Raw genomic sequence first — 21,174 nt, forward strand, 5'->3', positions numbered from 1 at the left:
TCCTTAGGATATTACGAGCTAGAAGGAGTGTTATGAGTGAGCAAACTATTGCATATAAGCTTGAAGAACACCGTGGCTGTTCTAATCTTGGTTATTCTCGTTATTAGTAGTGGTTGGTATGCTACGAACAAAATTAAAGTCGAAACATTTCCGAATATGTCATTTCCCGCTTTATTTGTACAAGCTACTTATATGAATCATTCGGCAAGTGAACTGGAGGATCAGTTAACCAATCCGCTGGAAGATTCGATTAAGCAACAAAGGGGTTACGATACATTAACGAGTACATCCAGCAATAATACAGCTAATATATCGATTATGTATCCATTCGGTACAGATATGGATAAACAAAAAACAAAGCTAGATGAAGCTGTTAGTAAGGTGAAAGTTCCAGATGGGGCTAAGGTTGAAGTAAAGAAAATTGACACGGGTGCACAGGCTGTCTATGAGGTGGCTCTTTCTGCAAAGGATTCGAGTCAAGATACGCAAAAGGCAATTGAAGACAATCTTGTACCTGCACTAGAAAAACAAGAAGGTGTTGGAACTGTAACGGTTCAAGGTACGAAAACGCATAAGATTTCAATTGAAGTGGATCAAGACAAAGCGAAAGAATACGGAATTTCGCTGCAAACAATTAAGAGTGCGATTCAAGCGAAAAACTATAAAGTTTCTCTTGGACAGGTCAAACAAGACGGAACGAATATTCCACTTGATTTGGAAGGATCCACAGCAAGTTCAGATGATATAAAGAATATTGAAATTTCAGGTGGACAATCGAGCCAGCAAGCAACTACGTCGGCAACGCAAGGTGGATCAGGACAAGCAGCAGGATTAGTGATGGGAGCAACGCAAACAGCAGGGTCTGCTAGTCAAACAACCGGACCTACTATAGCAGCAGAAAAGGTAAAGCTTTCTGATATTGCAACTGTTAAAGACGCAACGGATCAGACGGAAATTTCCAGGTTTAATGGGAAAGAAAGCTTCTTAATTTCTGTTACAAAGACACAAGATGCAAATACGGCACAAGTTGTAAAGTTGGTAAAGGATAAAATCACTGAATTCCAAAAGAGCAATAATGTGACTTCTTATACCGTGCAAGACCAAGGAAAAGATGTAAATGAATCTATTTCTTCTCTTCTAAAAGAAGGCGGCTATGGTATATTATTTGCTGTCATTATCATTCTACTTTTCTTACGGAATGTACGTGCAACAGTGATTGCAATGATTTCGTTACCATTATCCATTTTGGCAACAATAAGCTTATTGCAGCAAACAGATTATACCCTCAATATTATGACCCTTGGCGGTATGGCGATTGCAGTTGGACGGATTATTGATGATAGTATTGTAGTTATTGAAAATATATTCCGTTGGCGACAAGAAAAAGGCGACGAACTCAGTATGAAGCAGACAGCTTTTTATGCAACGAAAGAAGTGATGCGAGCTGTTACAGGTTCTACACTTACGACGCTTGTTGTGTTCGTACCGATTGCGTTTGTATCGGGAATGATTGGTCAAATCTTTAGACCATTTGCTCTAGCAGTTGTATTTTCAATTGCTGTTTCATTACTAGTTGCGTTGTTGGTAATACCGATTTTAGGAAGTATGTTCTTTAAAAGGGTGAAACCTGCAAAGAAAGAAGGTAAACTTGTTCATTGGTATGAATCTTTACTTCGCGTATCATTGCGGAGAAAATGGGTAGTAGTCTTGTTATCCGTTCTGTTATTAGTTGGTTCACTATCCATGATTCCAAAGCTAGGCGTTTCCTTCTTGCCATCAAGTGCATCAACAGCTCTGCAAGCTGAAATAGATGTACCAAACTCAGTAAATGTGAATCAAATGGACGATATTGCAAAGCAAACGGAATCGTATTTGAAAGATCAAAAGGAAATTAAATATAGTCAAGTGTCAATTGGTCTATCCAATGACCGTGCCATGTTCATGGGTGGAAGTAGCAAAAATAAAATCACCTTTGCCATTCAGTTAAATGATAAGGAAAATGCAGATTCATATATTAGTAAATATCAAAAAAATATTGATAGTCTTTCTAAGGAAAAAAATAAAGATGCTACTGTAACTGTAACTGAAAGTCAACAAGGCGGTGTTTCAACAGGAAATAACATTGATATTCAGTTATACAGTTCTGATATGAATAAGCTTACAGATGCATCCAATACAATTGTGAAAATGCTAGAGAAAAATGATAAATTGAAAAATATATCTAGTAATGTAAGTGACGGACAAACGAAATGGAAGCTTGCTATAAATGATGATGGCAACAAAGCGGGCGTTTCGTATACTACACTTATGCAAGCAGTGAACGAATATTTATCAACTGTATCCGTTGGTCAATATGAAGTAAATGGTACAAAGCAAGAGGTTACCATTAATTACAATAAACAAATAACATCAAAAGATGATATTAAGAATATTGAAGTAACTACACAAAAAGGTAAGAAAACGGTTGGAGATGTCGCGGACTTAACGGAAGTACAAGTTCCTTCGACACTATATCATGATGACGGCAAGCCGCTTGTGAAGATTTCTGCAGTGGTAAAAGGAAACGATACTGCCAAAGTATCACAAAGTGTACAACAAGATGTGAAATCACTTTCATTACCAAGCGGCGTGGATGTAAAATTCGGCGGTGGTTTAAAAATGATTAGTGATGGTTTCTCTAGTATGGGACTTGCTATGGGGGCAGCCATTGGGTTTGTGTTCCTAGTACTAAGCTTTACATTTGGCGGCATATTGACACCGATTGTAATTCTATCTTCACTTATCTTCATTCCGGTCGGGGCGCTAGGTGGGTTATTAATTAGTGGACAATCCCTTTCTATGAGTGCCTTAATTGGTTTGTTAATGCTAATTGGTATAGTAGTTTCTAACGCAGTCGTTCTACTAGATCGCGTGGAAACGAATCGAAAGCATGGAATGGAATTAGTTGAATCGATCGTGGAAGCAGCAAAGACTCGCTTACGTCCGATTTTAATGACGGCATTTGCGACAGTTTTTGCCCTAGTACCACTTGCCTTGTCAACTTCAACAAATGGTTTGATCTCCAAGGGACTAGCGGTTACGGTAATTGGTGGTTTAACAACCTCCACACTTCTAACGCTAATCTTTGTACCTGTGCTATATGCGATGGTTGGTAAATTTAGAAAGAATCTATCTGATGATTTGTAAAATGTAAAGAAAAGGCCGTTTTCCAGTATGATGGAAAGCGGTCTTTTTTTGTATGAGAGTGGAGGGGAAAGAGAACGGATTGGTGCCCGTGAAAGAGGAAAAATCAAAATAGCGGTACGAAAGGTAAGCTTTGATGCCCGCACAAGGAAGAAAAGGTGTGTAGCGGTAAGCAAAGCCCCGGATTGAAGCCCGTAAACGGAGAAACTCGCGCGCAGCGGACACCAAAGCCCCGGATTAATGACCGTAAATGAAGAACTCTGCCCCTTGCGGTAACTAATCTCCTCCGTAAAAAAGAAAAACCCGCAAAGCGGGTATCCAAACATCAGATTCAGTATTGTTCCTTCTCCCTGCGAAGTCCTATCTTAAATGTCTGATCAAATGATTCATGCTGAATGGTAGTTGGACGGAATTTTAGTGCTTTAAATATGATTTGCACGCAGAAGCCGATTGCAAAAGCGGATAGAATGGTTCCAGCGCCGAGCATGCCCCCAAGTTGCCAGCCTACAAGGGCAGCTAGTAGTTCGATGATGGCGCGGCATACCCCAATTGGCAGCTTCGTGATGCGAGTTAGCGCGACCATGAGGCTATCTCTGGGACCTGCTCCAAATGCGGAGCCGATGTAAAAATAGGAGCCGAAAGCGATGATAAATAGGCCAAGAATCATCATGAACGATCCGATGACAAAATTACTTGCAGTTGGAATGACATGTAGGTTAAGAATGCTATCCATAAAGACACCGATGAGTACCATGTTCAACACGGTACCGAGTCCAAGCTTCTCCCTTAGTAACACGGCAAGAATTCCTATGATTACGCCGACAACGATGGAAGCGACTCCAATGCTCATTCCAGTTGTTTGCGCTAGCCCAACATGAAACACATCCCACGGCGCATATCCAATATGAGCATTAATTGTAACAACAATTCCTAATGCGTATAAAAAAAGACCCCAAATCAATTTCAACAGACGGATAGAAAATAGGCTCATCATCAATCTCCCTTTTTTTATAATGTATGACTAAAAACGCGGAAAACTATATAATTGTATGACAAACAATTCTTGGGGGAACAATTAGTAGAATAATGAGAAAATTTGAAGTATCTTTATTATATATACATTTCTGATGATTTCAATAGATGATTGTTTGTCATACATTTAAGGGGGGCGAAAGATGTGGAATCCCAAAGTCATTGATACAGATCATGTGCTGTATGTTGCGATTGCGGATGCGATTGAGAGGGATATTTATCTTGGTGTTTTGAAACCAAATGAAAAAATGCCACCTCAGCGTTCTCTTGCCAAAGTCATCGGAGTGAACCTCACTACGATTTCGAGAGCGTATAAGGAAGCTGAGAAGCGAGGGCTTATTTCGGGAACGGTTGGAAGCGGAACGTATGTGTTACCAATCAATAAGAAAGAATTTGCGCTGCCAGATATTTTAAAGAAGGACGAGGAAATCATTGAGCTAGGGCTTGTCGGCTCTGTTAAGATTGAGGGCGATGCGATCTCCAAGCATTTATCGGAGATAGCGGAGGATTCTATGCTAGATACGCTATTAGATTATGGACCGTGTCAAGGTATACAAAGACATAGGGAAGCTGCCGCAAGGTGGATGAAGCAATACGGAATGAAGGAGGATCCAGATCATGTAGTACTTTGTTCCGGGGCAATGCATGCCATTTCCTGCTGTTTGCTAGGGTTGTTTGCTCCTGGAGACCGAATCGCAGTCGATGTGCTCACCTTTACCGGATTTAAAAATGCGGCAAAGATGAACCATATGAAGTTAGAGCCAGTTGCCATGGATGAGGAGGGGATGATACCAGAAAGCTTGGAAAGTTTGTGCGAAAGAGTTCAAGTGAAAGGGATTTATCTCATGCCAAATATGCAAAATCCGACCGCTACAGCGATGTCAGCTGAAAGAAAGAATACTATTGCAGCGATTATTCGCAAGTACAATCTCATCTTAATAGAAGACGATATTTATAACTTTACTAATACACAGGAGCAGACAGCACTTAGTTCTCTCGTTCCGGAGCAAGGCATCTTTATTTGTAGTATTTCGAAGTTGTTATTCCCAGGGCTTCGCGTTGCATTTGCAATTGTACCAGATCGTTACTTGTATAAATTTACGAATGCCGTTACGAATACGATATGGATGGCTTCACCGCTAAGCTGTGAAATTATAACACGTTTCATTGAGAGCGGTGCAGCTAGAGATATGACGATGAAAAAAAGGAGGGTCATTGCCCGCAGACTAGCACTTGCGAAGGAAATTTTGAGCGGCTATTCTTTTCAGACAGTAGATAGTAGCATGTTTTTGTGGCTTACGTTACCAGACGGGTGGACGGATGCAGAGTTTGAACATATCGCACTTCTTCATAAAGTGAGAGTGATAGCTGCGAATAAGTTTTCTGTAGGAAATCATGAGGTGCCCCGTGCAGTTAGAATTTCATTAAACTCAGTAGAGAGCGATGAACAGTTAACGAAAGGATTGCATATTCTTGTGCGTATGCTGAAGCAAGATCCGATGCTATCTGTTCCGATTCTATAGAAAAAAAGAGAATGGTTCTTCTCCAATATGGAGAGAAGCATTCTCTTTTTTAGTTTTTGAATTATAAACATTGAAGCATCGTGCGTTGTCCCTTGAGTTCATTATTTACTCGAAACATGATTGTATTGTAAACTTCAAATTTATAAACCTGTAGCAAAGGGTTCGTTACGGTTTGTTGTTTGAAGAAAAGATCAATTCGTTTGTGAACATAACGCATGATTTGCTCTTTATAAAATAATTTTTTCTGACTGATTTTTTCTCGAATGTCGTCAGTCATGGAGAAGACGAATTCTAGAACGGACAGGTCCAATACACCGCAGTATTCATACATAGTCATCATGTGTACCTCCTTCATCCGTAAAGTTTCTGTAAATAAATTTACGTTAGCTTTACAATTTACGCTTTTATTGTATTATATTTTTTTAAAAAAGCAATGGAAATGATTTGTGAAAGGAGTGACTTTTTTATAGAAATAAAAACAGATAATTTTTCCTAAAATTCTGAAGATTTAAAAGAAAAACTATCTGTTATATGAGGTTACATATTATACACATTGAAATAGAATATGGTGCTCCTTCAGCTCTTTATTTAACTTAAACATGATGGTGTTATATAACTCAGATTTATATACTTGCAGCAGTGCACCTTTTAGAGGTTGATGCCGCAAGAAAAGAGCAATGCGTTTTTGTAAATAGCGGGTTATTTGTTCTCGATAAAACAATTTTCTCTGTGTAATCTTTTCTTGTATGTCTTCTATGATTGCAAAGGTGAATTGGAGTATCGCTACATCCAAGACGCTGCAGTATTCATAGATTTTCATATTCGCTCCCTCCTTTGGTTGTAAATCTCGCATTGGTGTATTTACTAAAAATTTACAATAGGTTGCTATTATTTTAATCTATTCTATGAAAAAATCAATGCTTATGACAAAATAAGTCAATTTATTAATTTTGTGGGAGAAAATATGACAGAGGAAAAAGCGTTCTTCGTTACGTAAAAGTAGTCGGATGCAGTCCAGCTTTTTTTGCTAGTATTCTCCTATCTTATACACTATACTGTTAATTACAGTATAGTGTATAAGATAGGAGATGCTGATTTGGTTGCTAAGAAAGGACAAGGCTATCGTCATTTACCTGCATTTATTCTGTTAGCTCTTGCACAGAAGTCGATGCATGGAGGAGCTATTTACACGTTTTTATGTGAAAGCTTGCCGGCCCTTCATACAGATAGCGGAGCAGTCTATCGATGTTTGCAAGAAATGGAGAAAAACGGGGCTGTTACATCGGTATGGGATACGAGCGGAGCGGGTCCAGCTAAGAAAATATATGAGATGACGCCATTTGGCTGGGGAAAGTTAGAGGAATGTAAACAAGATATTGAAATGAGAATGACAAATTTCATTTACTTTCTTCAGACGTACGAAAAAGTGCGAAAGGCGAAGGAAGAATAGAATGTCATAAACGAGGAGAAAACGATGAAACAGGAATTCTATAAAAAAATTTATTCGGTACGAGAGTTTTATATTGCTCTCTATAAAGGATTCAGAACTATGCCTTTTATGATCAAAGCGAAAAAAAATAAGGAAATTTCGATGGAATTTAGAGAACGTATTATGCTTGCGGTTACAGAAGTGAATGGGTGTGAAGTTTGTTCCTATGCGCATACGAAGATTGCGTTAGAGCAGGGGATGAGCAAGGAAGAGATTCAATTGCTTTTATCAGGAGGGAAGGATCATGTTCCTGAAGAGGAAGCGCCTGCTTTGTTTTTTGCACAGCATTATGCAGATATGAGAGGCAATCCATCTAAGGAATCGTGGCAACAAATCGTGAATATGTATGGGGAAACAAAGGCCTTCGGGATTTTAGGTGCCATTCGGGCTATTATGATTGGGAATGTGTACGGAATTCCTTTAAGTGCATTTCGTAGCCGCCTCCGCGGAAAACCAATTCAAAAAAGCAATTTAGCATACGAACTTACCATGATAGTAAGCATTTTCTTATTGTTGCCGATTGCTCTTATTCATAGTTTCTTATCAGATTTATTTCGAGTTCCGCTTATATAAAAAAACGAGCAAGACCTATTCAAATAGGCCTTGCTGATTGGTAAAGGCAGTAAACACTTGGCGCTTCTTCACATGATGGCGCGCTTCGGTCGTTAAGAGTTTGGATAATACACGGACTGCATCGATGATATGCGGTCCTTTGTTTAGCATGACGCATTCTGCGCGGTGTCCCATTGCAGCGTCTGTTATTTCTGCGCGGGCTGGTACGCCTTGCTTAGCGAGACTTTCGAGTACTTGCGTTGCCCAAATAACGGGAATGTGAGCAGCGTCGCACATGCATAGAATATCCTCTTGTACGATGGACATATTCTCAAAACCAACCTCTACAGCAAGGTCACCGCGTGCAATCATAATACCGAAGGAGTCGAAATTTAATCCAGCGAGAAGGATGCGGGATAGATTGTGAATGGCTTCTGCGGTTTCAATTTTCGCAACGACAGCTAAATCGGTTCGATTTAGTTTTTCTAATGCACTGTGCAGATCTTCTAAATCTTGAGGAGAATGGACAAAGGATAAGCCGACCGTATCTGCGTGCCCCGTGACAAATTGTAGGTCCTCTAAATCCTGTTCGGTAAGAGCGGGTAAATCGAGTAACGTGTCAGGGAAGTTTAACCCCTTCTCTTCTTTTACTTTTCCAGATTTAATAACGGGGGAGATAATTTCTAATTCAACCCGTTCTTCATTTGTATGAATGACAATTCCGCCAATCTTCCCATCATCAATAAAAATTCTATCTCCAATTTGCACATTTTTTAATGCTTCAGGGAGCATGGCGGCAACTCCGGCTGGTCCTTGCTCAGATGCGGGATGTCCGAGCTTGGATGGTTCTCGGTATAGATAGAGTAAGTCTCCTTTTTGAACGCTAATTTGTACAGGTTTTGGCACGAGATCGCGTACTTTAAATACGTTGCCACTCGGCGTGGTAATTTTCATTTCATCGCTAAAGTAACAGGATTTCTCTGTTAATACGCGAATTTTGGTTGGATTGATAATCTCCATAACACGCAAGGAACGCTTGCGTCCTCTTGTATCGGTAAAGTGAAGTTCCTCCCCGATGTGCAAGGATTTAAAGCTGCTCTTGCTTGATACAGCGAGCACAAATTTTGCTGTATCAGCTTTGTCATCTAGTTTGTCCGTGTGGGCAGCATGCAAATCGATATAGCCTTCGACGACACTCTTTTTGTTTCCATACATATCTTTTAAAATTGAGATTTTAAGGGGGCGTATTTCCTTTTGAAATTGGTTAATCCGAATTTTTGGACCGCCTAAATCCATATATATTCTACAAATTTGGTCTCCGTATAATCCTTCATTGTGTAGCTTTTCTTCAGCGCGGCGCAGCATTTGGATGAGTAATTTCCATTCTTTTTTCGTATCATGTGCACAGTTAATCCGAGCAATGTCCATGCCATGAAGCAGTAATTCCTCAATCATTTCTGGTGTGCCTAACATCGATACATCAAGTGTTACCATGATATTTGTACTTCGATCATGTACGGTCGTTCCGAGTACGTGGGCAGCTCGATCCGTTGATAATTTACTAGCCTCGATCCAGTTCGGCTGGTAGATGTTCGTCGGTTCCATTTCACTGATTCCTAAATGGCCAAGTACTTTTTCCATATGGGAAAAGACATGACTTTCAAGTCGTCCGAGTGAGGAAAGACCTTCCGCTGCTAAGTGATTTTGTAATTCATGTATGTCGTATTCACGAAGAGCGGCATAGGCAAGCAAATTATCCCGGCTTACTTCACCATCATTCGTTTGCATTGGAAAATGATCACGGGCATGCAGAGTTTTTTCCTTAATTAATTGATACAACTCAAATAATTCTTTGGTAGCGTTTTCATTTATTTCATCATCATACGATTGAATTGAAATGTTCATGGCAATTGCTCCTTCCCCAAAGTCCTCTTGCTACCTTGACCATACCACCTTTTACAGACAGAATAAATGCCAATTCTGTTAACATTATGTTATTTCCTACTTTACGTAGTATTACGATGAATCGATACCATTTTGTCGAGAATTTGAAACAAAAGGTATTGGATTAGTGAGATTTATAATAATAAATGTAGGGAATCTACTAATTGCTTCGGATTATGGTTGGACATATGAAGCCTGGTCATTTTGTGCATACTTCCCCTGGTCAAATACATCCTTCTTTGTTATGTGTGAAAGAGAGTTGTAAGTTTGTTAGAAGTAAATATGCTTTATGTTGTTAAATATATCGATATATGTAATAATAATCTAAATATTGTTTTATTATGGAAAAATGTTTCAAACATAAAGCCGGTAATCACATGTATTTTTGGCTCGCTATTTAATTTAAAACAGGAGATGGGGTGTAGGGTACTATAAAAATAGTAGGATTCTTGATTGAACAAAGGTTTTGTCGGGGGATATGTTTTGTTTTTTTGCATCGGAACTTAAAATGATTCTCTTAATATCCTATAATACCAATTTTTAAAAACGCTTACAAAAAATATATCTTGGCATTTATGAGGAGGGTTTAATAATGACGCAATCCATTGAGCGTGCAGAAACACGTCGCATTACGGGTAATATCTTTAAAGGTTCTGTTGGAAATCTCATTGAATGGTACGATTGGTACGTCTATTCTGCTTTTGCTGTGTATTTCTCAGCAGAGTTCTTTCCGAAGGGAGACCCGACGACTCAATTACTTAATACAGCGGCGATTTTTGCCGTCGGTTTCTTGATGCGCCCAATAGGAAGTCTGCTGATGGGAAGATATGCGGATCGTTATGGACGCCGTGCTGCACTTACGCTCTCGATTACGATCATGGCGGGTGGTTCCTTAATTATTGCTTGTATTCCGGGTTATAGTACCATTGGTATGTGGGCTCCCATTGTATTAGTTCTTGCACGTTTGCTTCAAGGATTGTCGTTAGGTGGAGAGTATGGAACCTCAGCGACCTATCTGTCTGAGATGGCGAGTAGTGGTAGACGTGGGTTCTATTCAAGCTTCCAGTACGTTACACTTGTTGCTGGACAGTTAATAGCACTTGGTGTTCAGATTGTCCTTCAGCAATTACTCAGCGAGCCTGATATGAAATCATGGGGGTGGAGAATTCCCTTTGTAATCGGTGCACTTGGTGCATTGGCTGTATTGTGGTTACGCCGGACGATGGACGAATCGGAGCAATTCACCAAAATGGGTTCAGAAAGCCGAGCAAACGCTGGGACGATCAGGGCTTTGATGAAACATCCAAAAGCAGTGCTGACAGTTGTCGGACTAACGCTCGGAGGAACCGTTGCTTTTTATACGTATACTACATATCTACAGAAATTTATGGTAAATACTGTTGGACTTAACAAGGGGATTGTTAGTTGGATCAACTTCATTGCCTTGTTAGTATTTGTTGTAATTCAACCACTAGCTGGCATGTTGTCTGATAAAATTGGTCGTAGACCGTTATTGCTTAGTTTTGGTATATTTGGAACGTTACTGACGGTACCTCTCTTTTTAACCATGCAACATACGAAAAATCCTATTTTTGCTTTTTTGCTCATGATGGTAGGTCTGATTATTGTAACTGGTTATACTTCCATTAATGCGATTGTAAAGGCGGAGCTCTTTCCAACTGAAATTCGTGCCCTTGGTGTTGGATTTCCTTATGGGCTCACTGTTGCGGTGTTCGGTGGGACGGCGGAGTTCATTGCGTTGTGGCTGAAGAGCATTGGAGCTGAGTCGATTTTCTTCTTTTATGTAGCTGCCTGTATTGCGGTGAGCTTCATCGTATATTGGCGTATGGGCGAGTCTTCGAAGATTTCCCTCATTGAAGCTGAGCTTGACGCTGAACATGCACTAGCTGCTAGTGAGAAAATAAGAACGAGTAAAGTGGAATAAGTATCCATGAAAATAGGGCAAGTATTCTTTTCAACATCTTGAAAAGAATACTTGCCTTTTTATATTGCCTTTTGTAAGATGGGTGAAAATAAAATCTGGGAAAGAAGGCATACCCTTGAAAGTTGTCATTGCAATTGATTCGTTTAAAGGAAGTATTTCATCTGTGCAAGCTGGACAGGCAATTTCTTTAGGTATTACAGATGTGTATCCAGATGCAGATCTGGTTGCAGTGCCGATGGCGGATGGCGGAGAAGGGACGGTTGCAGCACTTGTGTATGCGTTGCAAGGGGAAATAGTGACGACTGAGGTGACAGGACCGCTCGGTGAGAGAAGACAAGCTGTTTATGGAATTGTCCGTGATAATACGGCGGTAATTGAGGTGGCGCAGGCGTGCGGTTTGCCCCTCGTTCCGCGAGAAAAGCGCAATCCACTTGAAACGACAACGTACGGAGTAGGGGAACTAATCTGTGATGCAATAAAGAGAGGATGTCGACATTTTGTAATTGGACTTGGGGGGAGCGCCACGAATGATGCAGGGGTTGGCATGCTGCAGGCACTCGGATTTTCGTTTCGAAATGCAAGCGGGAATGAGGTTGGATTTGGAGGAAAAGAGCTGCAGTCCATTCAAACAATTTCGGTAGAAGAAGCTCTTCCTGCACTTCGTGATTGCACGTTTCAAGTGGCCTGTGATGTAACCAATCCACTTTACGGAAAGAAGGGGGCTGCTTATGTCTTTGCACCGCAAAAAGGAGCATCGCCTAAGATGGTGGAACAACTAGATGCAGGTCTGATGAATGTTGCAAAGGTGGTTGAAACAACACTCCATCAAAATGTACAAGTGCCAGGAGCAGGAGCGGCCGGAGGATTAGGCGCGGCATTTTCCTTCTTTTTACATGGTACGCTAGAGTCTGGCATACAAGTCATGCTAGAGATAACCAAGCTAGCAACACATATGCAGGGTGCAGATTTTGTGATTACAGGAGAAGGAAAGATGGATGCACAAACGGAAATGGGAAAGGTTCCGCAAGGTGTTGCACGGCTAGCAAGCAAGTTCGGCGTGCCTGTGATTGGATTGGCAGGAGCCATTTCGGGTGACTTATCTCGCCTAGGACTCACGGCCTATTTTTCGATTACTCCTGCTCCGTTGTCACTACAATCTGCAATGGATGAAGTAGAAACATTTCAAAATTTGCGCACAACAACGAGACAAATATTTTCCTTAGTAAATGAATTAAAACATTGATACATTTTCCTTAGTAAATGAATTAAAACATTGATACATAACGGGCATGCCAGTAATCTTTCGTTTGGATACGTTTTTTTGGTCTTTCTACCTTTTTTGACTTACCGTGTATGGTGAATCCTGTATTTTTCGTCTACAATGGAAGTAGCAGTAGTTAAGGAGGGATTCATTTGGATAACCAAAACAAAGAACTTCTAGCTGCTTCCCCAGAAGAGCATGTAGAGCTAATTGTGAAAGAAGAAGAGCTTGCAAAGCTGAATAAGGAAGCAGATTTATATGTGCAAAAGTTGAACAGTGAACGTAATGTTGATATTTCGAATGTGTTGACACAGCTAGCAGCGCTTGGTGATAAAGAACAACGTGAAGCAGGAGAGACGTTAACTGCTCTGAAACAGCCAGTTGTTGCAATGATGAATGGGAAGAATGATGAAATACCGAACACATTGCTTGAACTGCGTAAAGCGGTTTCTCAGCTAGATCCAAATCCCATGCATGCATCTGGATTCAAACGTGTGATGAATAAAATGCTTCGTAAAAACCCATTAGAAGCCTATATGATTAAATATCAATCTATTGATAAACAAATTGAAGCGATTATTAAATCCTTGTTAGTCGGACGAGATAATTTGCAAGAAGATAGTGTTGGTCTGCAGGTACTAAAGGAACGGTCAATCCAAAAGATAGAAGCGCTTGATAGGCAGGTGTATCTTGGTAAGAGACTATCCGAAATGCTAGAAGAGGAGCGACAAAAGCCAGAACGTAGCAAGGATGTAGTGCTTATTAACGAAGCACTTGAAAAAATTCTCGTTCGTACTCGTAACATGCAACAAGCAAAGAGTATTCTTTTGCAGTCTATTGCATCGATTGATATTATAAAGAAAAATAATGAGAAATTGATAGAAGCGATTCGAAATGCCGTTTCCATGACACAAAATGTCGTTACGATTTCAGCTTCCATACAGCTTGCTCTTGCTAATCAGCGTAAGAGTATTGACGCTGTAAATGCAACGAATGAAGCGATTGAAACGATGATTCTTAGCAATTCTCGTGCCTTGAAGCAAAATACAGAGGAAACGACACGTCTGCTTGAAAATCCAGCGATTGGAATGGACAAGTTGCGTGAGTCGTTTGATAATATTTTCGCTGCCTTGCAGGCTTCAGAAGAGTCTTCAGAACGGATTATTCAATCAAGTAAGACATTTGTGAAAGAAATTGATACATTTAATGATGAAATGAAGAAGAAATTAATTCCGTATGTAACAAAGTAATAACGGTGTGAGAAAGGCTTGGAGGTGATTAAATGAGTATATTGGGAGTATTATTCACGATTATTTGGATTTTAGTTGCCATTGGTTTGAGTGCTGTTGTTGCGGCTATTGTTCTAGGTCGAAAGGTATATTATTCGTGGAAGAAGCCCTACAAAAGAGCGACGGAATCGTTGCAACGCGTTTCCAATTCGACGATTCCTTTTTTGAATGAGTTTACGCGTAATTCGCTTTTTCGTCAGTGGATGCAATCAAATGGTATGCGAGATGTAGCAACGCTAACCGTTCTATTTAGTGCAAGCGATGATGCAACAAAAGGATATATCATATCCTCCCTTTCAAAGGATGAGCAGAAGAAGCTTCATAGTATTGTTCGCCATAAACGAAGCTTTACGAAAGAGGATGTAGAAAATACAGTTTCTGTTTTGCGTGACTATATGGAAGAAGAATATTATCATCCTACCAAGAAACATGATCTTTCCTTCTATCGTATCTTTTTCTATGATGAATACGATGCAGTGCTTTCAGAAATTCAACATTATAAAAAGGTAGTAAACATAACATTGCAGCACACCATTGATGAAATTGTCACATCGGTGATGCAAAGTATCCCGTATTACCGTGCTAATAAAATGTACGAGCAGCAGCATAAATATGAAATGTTTTTAACTAAAGATCTTCCTAGTATGTTAGAGCTTATATCCCAGCTTCCTCCCGCACAGCGGCTTGGAAAAGAGCAGGAATTAGCAGTGTTCTTGAAGGAATTTCAAGAAACATTACAGCAGGAAGAACAAAGCATATACGAATCGGTCGAAGACGCATTAAACGTAAAGATTCGTACAGCAAGAGAGAAATTGTATCAAAATTAGTCTATTGTTTTTTTGCGAAACAACCAATGCCCAAAGCCTCTCATCTCTGCCATATGGAAAATCGTTTCCATATGGCAGAGATGAGAGGTTTTTTTATTTCCTTACGTGATACCTATTTTCCTATAAGTCCCATCATACCCCTACTAAACAGCCTGAAACTATAATGCCTTTTATTTGTAAAATTTATATAGTATTTACAAAACTATTAAAATACAAAAAGGTGAACCAAGTATAATCAATTTGTAAGATTTACAAAAATAAGAAGGAGAGTGAGAAAATGGGTAAGACGTTTTGGAATAAATTTGCAGCAATTCTATTAGCTGCGTTCGTATTCGCATTGAATACAATTTCATTTGTACCACCAGCATCAGCAAATAGCAGTACTGTAGCAACAAATGTAGGACAAGCTGCTTTAACAGGGAAGAAAGTGCTATTTGATAATACACACGGCCAAACGGCAGGAGCAGCAGACTGGGTAATAGACGGTGCCTTTTCAGATTTTTCGGACGGTTTAAAAGCGGACGGATATACTGTAGAACAATTGGACCGTCAAATCCCGTACACGTTTGGAGAACAAGCGGTTACGTACGACAAACTGAAGAATTACGATGTATTTATCATCGGTGAAGCAAACACTCCGTATAAACAATCTGAGCAAGATGCGATGCTTCAATATGTACAAAACGGGGGAAGTATTTTCTTTATTGCAGACCATTACAATGCAGACCGAAATAAAAATCGTTGGGATGCATCTGAAGTAATGAATGGGTTTCGCCGCGGTGCGTATACCAACCCTACTCAAGGAATGACGACAGAGGAAGCAAGTTCTCCAGCTATGCAAGGATTGACAAGTTCGGATTGGCTTGGATCAAATTTTGGTATTCGTTTTCGTTACAATGCAATCGGTGATGTAAATGCTACAGATGTAGTGACAGCTGATCAATCGTTCGGCATTACACAAGGTGTCAGTGCAGTTGCCATGCATGCAGGTTCTACACTTGCCATTTTAGATCCGCAAAAAGCAAAAGGAATCGTGTACATACAAACAGGCGTTCCTGCATGGGCAAATGCGGTAGACCAAGGTGTATATGATGGCGGAGGCCGCGTTGAAGGTGCGTTTGCCGCTATATCGAAAGTTGGCCTAGGAAAGGCTGCGTTTATCGGAGATTCTTCACCTGTGGAAGATGCTACACCGAAGTATTTACGTGAAGATAATGGGAAGGCGAAAACAACATATGATGGCTTTAAAGAAGTAGATGACGCAAGATTTTTAGTACAAACGGTAGATTGGCTTTCTCAGAAGGAAAGTTATACGAACTTTTCTCAAGTACAAGGTTTGCAATTAGATGAACCGACTAAGCTACTTCCGATGGAAGATCCAGCTTCTTCAACAGAGCCACAACCGGAACCATGGGCTGCGCCGGACCCTGGATATAAGTGGTACGATCCTTCTACGTTTAAGGCAGGATCATACGGTTCCACGACGAAACCGAGCAGTAATCCTGTGTATAAATTCGTTCATCAAACAACATTACCGAGCCAACAAGAATTTAAAATCCGTGTAACGGTAGATCATCTGCTACCAGGACAGTCGCAAGGGAGCTTAAAAGCAGGTATATATCTACCAGGCGGAGAGCAAATTGCGCAATTTCAAAATGCTGATGGTACATGGTCAACTTACGGGTATAGTTCTGATTTTACACTTACTGCAGATGCTACTGGCCATGCATCGACGGAATTAACGGTAAAAATTAAACCAGGAAAGCAAGGAGCGGCGAATTTACGATTGAAGCAGGGCTCAAACAATGTAATTACGGAAAGTGTAACAATTGCAAATGTTACAGCGGAGACATTACCAGAGGATTCGATACCTGTACCAACGCCTGTTTCGATTCTAACAGCTAGACAAGCTGCAGATGATACGCTTGTTACAGTGGAAGGTGTTATTACTTCAGAGCCTGGTGTATTTGGTGGACAAGGTTTTTATTTACAAGACGATGCCGCAGGGATTTACGTATATCAAAATACAGCGGGTCTTCATAAAGGTGACCGAATTTCTATTAGTGCTATCAAAACAACATATAATGGGGAAGTCGAGCTTAGCAATCCAGTTGTATTAAAGAAGGTAGGTACATCTGCTCTGCCACAACCAGAGGTACAAGCGGCCATTAATAATGAAAATCAGGGGCGCCTTATAAAAATTGAAAATGTAGTGATTCATAATATTGTCTCTGCTTCTCCATCAGGCTCATTTGAATTTGATGCAGTCGGACAAAATGGAACAATACATGTTCGGGTTGATGGTAGAACGGGCATATCTCAGTCTGCATTCCAACAACAATATCCAGAGGGAAGCTGGGTAAACATTACCGGAATTTCTTCAATTTTTAAAGGAATGTATCAGTTAAAACCGTTAGAATATGCAAATTTTGAATTGGCAGATACAATTGCTCCTGTTACAACAGCGGTTGTAGATGGTGTCTACGGCGAAAATCAGTATAATACGAAAGACGTAACAGTAACGTTTACTGCAAGTGATGAAAATGGTTCCGGAGTGGAAAAAACAGAATATCGAGTAGACGGTGGAGATTGGATTACAGTAGATGGGCCAGTTATCATTTCTGAGGAAGGGAAGCACAGCATTGAGTATCGTTCCGTTGATAGGGCTGGAAATGTAGAGGACAGCAAAGTACTGCCGATATGGATCGATAAGTTGGCACCGGCTATTACAATGGATGGGGTAACGTCATTCTATCAAACCGATGCATCTATCCCTGTTACTGTAAAAGTTGAGGATTCCATAAGTGGTGTAAAAACAGTTATATACACACTAGATGATCATGTTATTGATAGTTTAGATGCTGTTTCGCCATTATCCTTGTTAGTAGGATCGCACGTGTTCACCGTCAATGTAGAAGATAATGCAGGAAATAAAGCAAGCCAGACATTTACGTTAGAAAATAAAATCGATATTTTTCACTTAAGTGAGTTAGTGTCAATTGGCTTTAACTATAATGATATTCAAAAGCAAGGAACTGTATCAAGCCTTCTAGCAAAAGTAGAAGGAATTAAGCAGGCACCTACGAAACAAGCACAATTGAATAAATTACAAGCATTAGAAAATGAAATTAGAGCCCAATTTGGAAAGTCAATATCTCCTAGTTTTGCTTTACTACTTATCATGGATATACAGAGCATTCGTACGCAGTTATAATTAAGTAAAAGGGTGTCTCCAAAAGTCAAACATAAACGACATTTTGGAGACATCCTCTTTTTTTATGTCTAGTTTTCTCTTATTATCTGATGACTATCGCCTAGAATTTCTCTTTAAAAAATTATATTTTTTTAACAAAAATACTAAATAAACCTAATTTATAGAAAAGTATAATCAATTTGTAAGATTTACAAAAATGAGAAGGAGAGTGAAAAAATGTTTAAATTGTTCCGCAATAAATTTGCAGCTAGCGTATTAGCCGTGTTTGTATTCGCACTTAGTACGATTGCATTAGTTCCGCCATCTGCACCAGGAAATGCTGCTTTATCACCAATTACACACAGCCAAGCAGCCACATTACCAGGGACAGGAAAAGCTGTGTTATTTGACAATACGCACGGGCAAACTGCAGGAGCAGCTGATTGGGTAATAGACGGTGCTTTTTCAGATTTTTCGGATGGCTTAAAGGCGGACGGATATACTGTGGAACAATTGGACCGTCAAATCCCGTACACGTTTGGGGAACAAGCAGTTACGTACGACAAACTGAAGAATTACGATGTGTTTATCATCGGTGAAGCAAATATTCCGTATAAACAATCTGAGCAAGATGCGATGCTTCAATATGTACAAAACGGGGGAAGTATTTTCTTTATCGCGGACCATTACAATGCGGACCGAAATAAAAATCGCTGGGATTCATCTGAAGTAATGAACGGATATCGACGCGGTGCGTATACGAACCCAGCGAAAGGAATGACGACAGAGGAAGCAAGTTCACCAGCTATGCAAGGATTGACAAGTTCGGATTGGCTTGGTTCGAATTTTGGGATTCGTTTTCGTTACAATGCAATCGGTGATGTAAATGCTACCGATGTAGTGACAACTGATCAATCGTTTGGCATTACACAAGGTGTCAGTGCAGTTGCCATGCATGCAGGTTCTACACTTGCAATTTTAGATCCACAAAAGGCAAAAGGAATTGTGTACTTACCAACTGGTGTCTCTGCATGGGCAAATGCGGTAGACCAGGGTGTGTATAATGGAGGGGGCCGCGCAGAAGGTGCGTTTGCCGCTATATCGAAAGTGGGACTTGGGAAGGCTGCATTTATTGGAGACTCTTCACCAGTGGAGGATGCGACTCCGAAATATTTACGTGAAGAAACTGGAAGTGCAAAAACGACTTATGATGGATATAAAGAAGTAAATGATTCAAAACTCTTAGTACAAACGGTAGAATGGCTTTCAAACAAGGAAAGTTATACGAACTTTACTCAAGTTTCGGGTTTACAGCTAGACAATCCGACGAGTCTTCTTTCATCAGAAGATCCAGCATCTTCAACGGAACCACAGCCAGAACCATGGGCCGCGCCAGCTGCAGGCTATAAATGGTATGATCCGACAACCTTTAAACTAGGATCATATGGATATACGACCCCGCCTGTGCCTAGCGGTCAGCCAGTCTACAATTTTGTTCATCAGGCTACGTTGCCAAGTGTACAAGTATTTCAAATTCGCGTAACAGCAGATAACTTTACACCAGGTCAGCTACTTTCGAATTTAAAAGTAGGTATTTACTTATCAACCGGAGAGCAAATTGCACGATTTAAAAATCCGGATGGAACATGGTCAGCTTACGGGTATAGTCCTATTTTCACATTAACACCTGATGCTACTGGTCATGCCTCTAAAGATTTAACAGTACAAATTAAACCAGGAAATACGGGAGCAGCCAACTTACGCTTAAAACAAGGAACTACCAACGTTATTACGGAAAGTGTTACGCTTGCAGATGTTCCAGCAGTACCACTACCGTAATAATACAAGTATATTCAATCATAACAATACACTCTTAAAACAAAACCTTCTAAGCGCTAGCATAGAAGGTTTTGTTTTTTAGTTGAAAGATACGTTTCTTATACTTCTCTAGATTTTGATAAAAATTGATAGATAGCTGAAAAATCCTTTTTACCAAGACCGTCTTGCTTAGCAAGAGCAAACACTTCTTTCGTTGCATTGGTTAAAGGAAGAGCAATCCCACCTTCGAAGGCAGACTGTGCTGCAAGATGTAAATCTTTTTGAATATGTTCCAGCGGGAAATCTGCTTCGTAATCTCCTGTTACTAGTTTATTCTGCTTTGCTTGTAGGAACGGAGCGGTTGTTGGTCCATTTAAGAGAGTTTGTACAACATGCTCTTTTTCGAGACCCAGAGATTCCCCGAGCGTAACGGCTTCTGCAAATGCGACCATGGACTGGGCAAGCATGAGGTTTATGACTAGTTTCATAGACGATTCCATCCCTATAGGTCCTTGATATTGTGTAGTTGTTCCCATCGCCTCTAGCATCGGTTGAATTTCTTCTACGTCTTCTTTGTTCCCACCAACTAAAAATATAAGCTCACCCTTTTCCGCGGGCATTTTCGTACCAGCTACGGGTGCATCTAGAAAGCGAATGTTACGACTTGCAGCTTCATGTGCCATCTGTTTTGAAAAGGTAGGGGATACAGTGCTGCAATCGGCCCAAAGTTTTCCTTCACTAAGACTGTGCAAGAATCCATCTTCTCCTAATGCAAGTGACTCAACGACTTGAGGATTTGCAAGCATTGTAAACAATACATCGGCTTGCTTGGCAACTGCTAGTGGTGAGTCCGCCCAGATTGCACCTTTTTCAAGAAGTGATGCAGCCTTTTCCTTTGTTCGATTGTAGATGACGAGTGAAAATCCCTTATCTAACAAGTTAGTAGCCATCCGACTCCCCATAATTCCTAAGCCAATAAAACCAATCATCATTTCCACCTCATTTTAGTAGTATGTTCCCTTTTTATTATCTACATTGGGATAGAGGAAATCCAATTATAATGCTTTCCTATTTACAGGTAATGGAATATGTATTATTATCATTATTGAGAATGATAA

At 40.2% G+C, this 21,174-nt stretch carries 15 protein-coding genes; 10 read left to right on the plus strand and 5 right to left on the minus strand.

Annotation, left to right across the window (positions count from 1 at the left end; translation table 11 throughout):
* The first annotated feature begins 36 nt into the window (after positions 1 to 36).
* Positions 37 to 3,186 (plus strand): efflux RND transporter permease subunit, encoded by a 3,150-nt coding sequence (locus ACAN53_RS14910; RefSeq protein ID WP_379970948.1) that lies wholly within the window; start codon positions 37 to 39, stop codon positions 3,184 to 3,186.
* 328 nt (positions 3,187 to 3,514) lie between these two features.
* Here the strand turns inward: ACAN53_RS14910 and ACAN53_RS14915 are convergent, their stop codons facing one another.
* Positions 3,515 to 4,174: a YczE/YyaS/YitT family protein gene (locus ACAN53_RS14915; RefSeq protein WP_379970949.1), complete on the minus strand. Its 660-nt coding sequence runs from the start codon at positions 4,172 to 4,174 to the stop codon at positions 3,515 to 3,517.
* A 184-nt stretch (positions 4,175 to 4,358) separates the two neighbouring features.
* Between ACAN53_RS14915 and ACAN53_RS14920 the strand changes: the two genes are divergently transcribed.
* Entirely contained in the window at positions 4,359 to 5,738 is a 1,380-nt protein-coding gene (locus ACAN53_RS14920) for an aminotransferase-like domain-containing protein (protein ID WP_379970950.1), read from the plus strand.
* A 61-nt stretch (positions 5,739 to 5,799) separates the two neighbouring features.
* On the opposite strand, the gene ACAN53_RS14925 is transcribed toward ACAN53_RS14920, so the two are convergent.
* Positions 5,800 to 6,075: a hypothetical protein gene (locus ACAN53_RS14925; protein ID WP_379970951.1), complete on the minus strand. Its 276-nt coding sequence runs from the start codon at positions 6,073 to 6,075 to the stop codon at positions 5,800 to 5,802.
* Positions 6,076 to 6,282: 207 nt separating this feature from the next.
* Positions 6,283 to 6,558: a hypothetical protein gene (locus tag ACAN53_RS14930; protein ID WP_379970952.1), complete on the minus strand. Its 276-nt coding sequence runs from the start codon at positions 6,556 to 6,558 to the stop codon at positions 6,283 to 6,285.
* Between the two features lie 276 nt (positions 6,559 to 6,834).
* On the opposite strand from ACAN53_RS14930, the gene ACAN53_RS14935 reads away from it, so the two are divergent.
* Together ACAN53_RS14935 and ACAN53_RS14940 are read left to right on the plus strand one after the other, a co-directional pair.
* Complete coding sequence (locus ACAN53_RS14935) at positions 6,835 to 7,188, plus strand: helix-turn-helix transcriptional regulator (protein WP_379970954.1); 354 nt, start codon at positions 6,835 to 6,837, stop codon at positions 7,186 to 7,188.
* 24 nt (positions 7,189 to 7,212) lie between these two features.
* Positions 7,213 to 7,800: a carboxymuconolactone decarboxylase family protein gene (locus tag ACAN53_RS14940; protein WP_379970956.1), complete on the plus strand. Its 588-nt coding sequence runs from the start codon at positions 7,213 to 7,215 to the stop codon at positions 7,798 to 7,800.
* Between the two features lie 15 nt (positions 7,801 to 7,815).
* Here ACAN53_RS14940 and ACAN53_RS14945 read toward each other — a convergent pair whose 3' ends face one another.
* A complete protein-coding gene (locus ACAN53_RS14945; RefSeq protein ID WP_379970957.1) occupies positions 7,816 to 9,684 on the minus strand; it encodes a pyruvate kinase in 1,869 nt (622 codons plus the stop codon).
* Between the two features lie 631 nt (positions 9,685 to 10,315).
* On the opposite strand from ACAN53_RS14945, the gene ACAN53_RS14950 reads away from it, so the two are divergent.
* From ACAN53_RS14950 to ACAN53_RS14975, 6 genes are all read left to right on the plus strand, one after another.
* Positions 10,316 to 11,668 carry an MFS transporter gene (locus tag ACAN53_RS14950; RefSeq protein ID WP_379970958.1) on the plus strand — a complete coding sequence of 451 codons (1,353 nt, stop codon included), beginning with the start codon at positions 10,316 to 10,318 and terminating at the stop codon, positions 11,666 to 11,668.
* Between the two features lie 115 nt (positions 11,669 to 11,783).
* Entirely contained in the window at positions 11,784 to 12,911 is a 1,128-nt protein-coding gene (locus ACAN53_RS14955; protein WP_379970959.1) for a glycerate kinase, read from the plus strand.
* 227 nt (positions 12,912 to 13,138) lie between these two features.
* Positions 13,139 to 14,179, plus strand: coding sequence for a toxic anion resistance protein (locus ACAN53_RS14960; protein ID WP_379971097.1), 1,041 nt, complete (start codon positions 13,139 to 13,141; stop codon positions 14,177 to 14,179).
* Between the two features lie 32 nt (positions 14,180 to 14,211).
* Positions 14,212 to 15,045, plus strand: a complete 834-nt coding sequence (locus ACAN53_RS14965) for a DUF3974 domain-containing protein (RefSeq protein ID WP_379970960.1) — start codon at positions 14,212 to 14,214, stop codon at positions 15,043 to 15,045.
* A 277-nt stretch (positions 15,046 to 15,322) separates the two neighbouring features.
* Positions 15,323 to 18,259 carry an OmpL47-type beta-barrel domain-containing protein gene (locus ACAN53_RS14970; protein ID WP_379970961.1) on the plus strand — a complete coding sequence of 979 codons (2,937 nt, stop codon included), beginning with the start codon at positions 15,323 to 15,325 and terminating at the stop codon, positions 18,257 to 18,259.
* Between the two features lie 216 nt (positions 18,260 to 18,475).
* Positions 18,476 to 20,077, plus strand: a complete 1,602-nt coding sequence (locus ACAN53_RS14975; protein ID WP_379970962.1) for a DNA-binding protein — start codon at positions 18,476 to 18,478, stop codon at positions 20,075 to 20,077.
* A 98-nt stretch (positions 20,078 to 20,175) separates the two neighbouring features.
* On the opposite strand, the gene ACAN53_RS14980 is transcribed toward ACAN53_RS14975, so the two are convergent.
* On the minus strand, positions 20,176 to 21,048 hold the full coding sequence (locus ACAN53_RS14980) for an NAD(P)-dependent oxidoreductase (protein WP_379970963.1): 873 nt from the start codon (positions 21,046 to 21,048) through the stop codon (positions 20,176 to 20,178).
* Between the last annotated feature and the right edge of the window lie 126 nt (positions 21,049 to 21,174).

The sequence above is a fragment of the Ectobacillus soli genome, from assembly GCF_042610425.1.
GTDB lineage: Bacteria > Bacillota > Bacilli > Bacillales > Bacillaceae_G > Ectobacillus.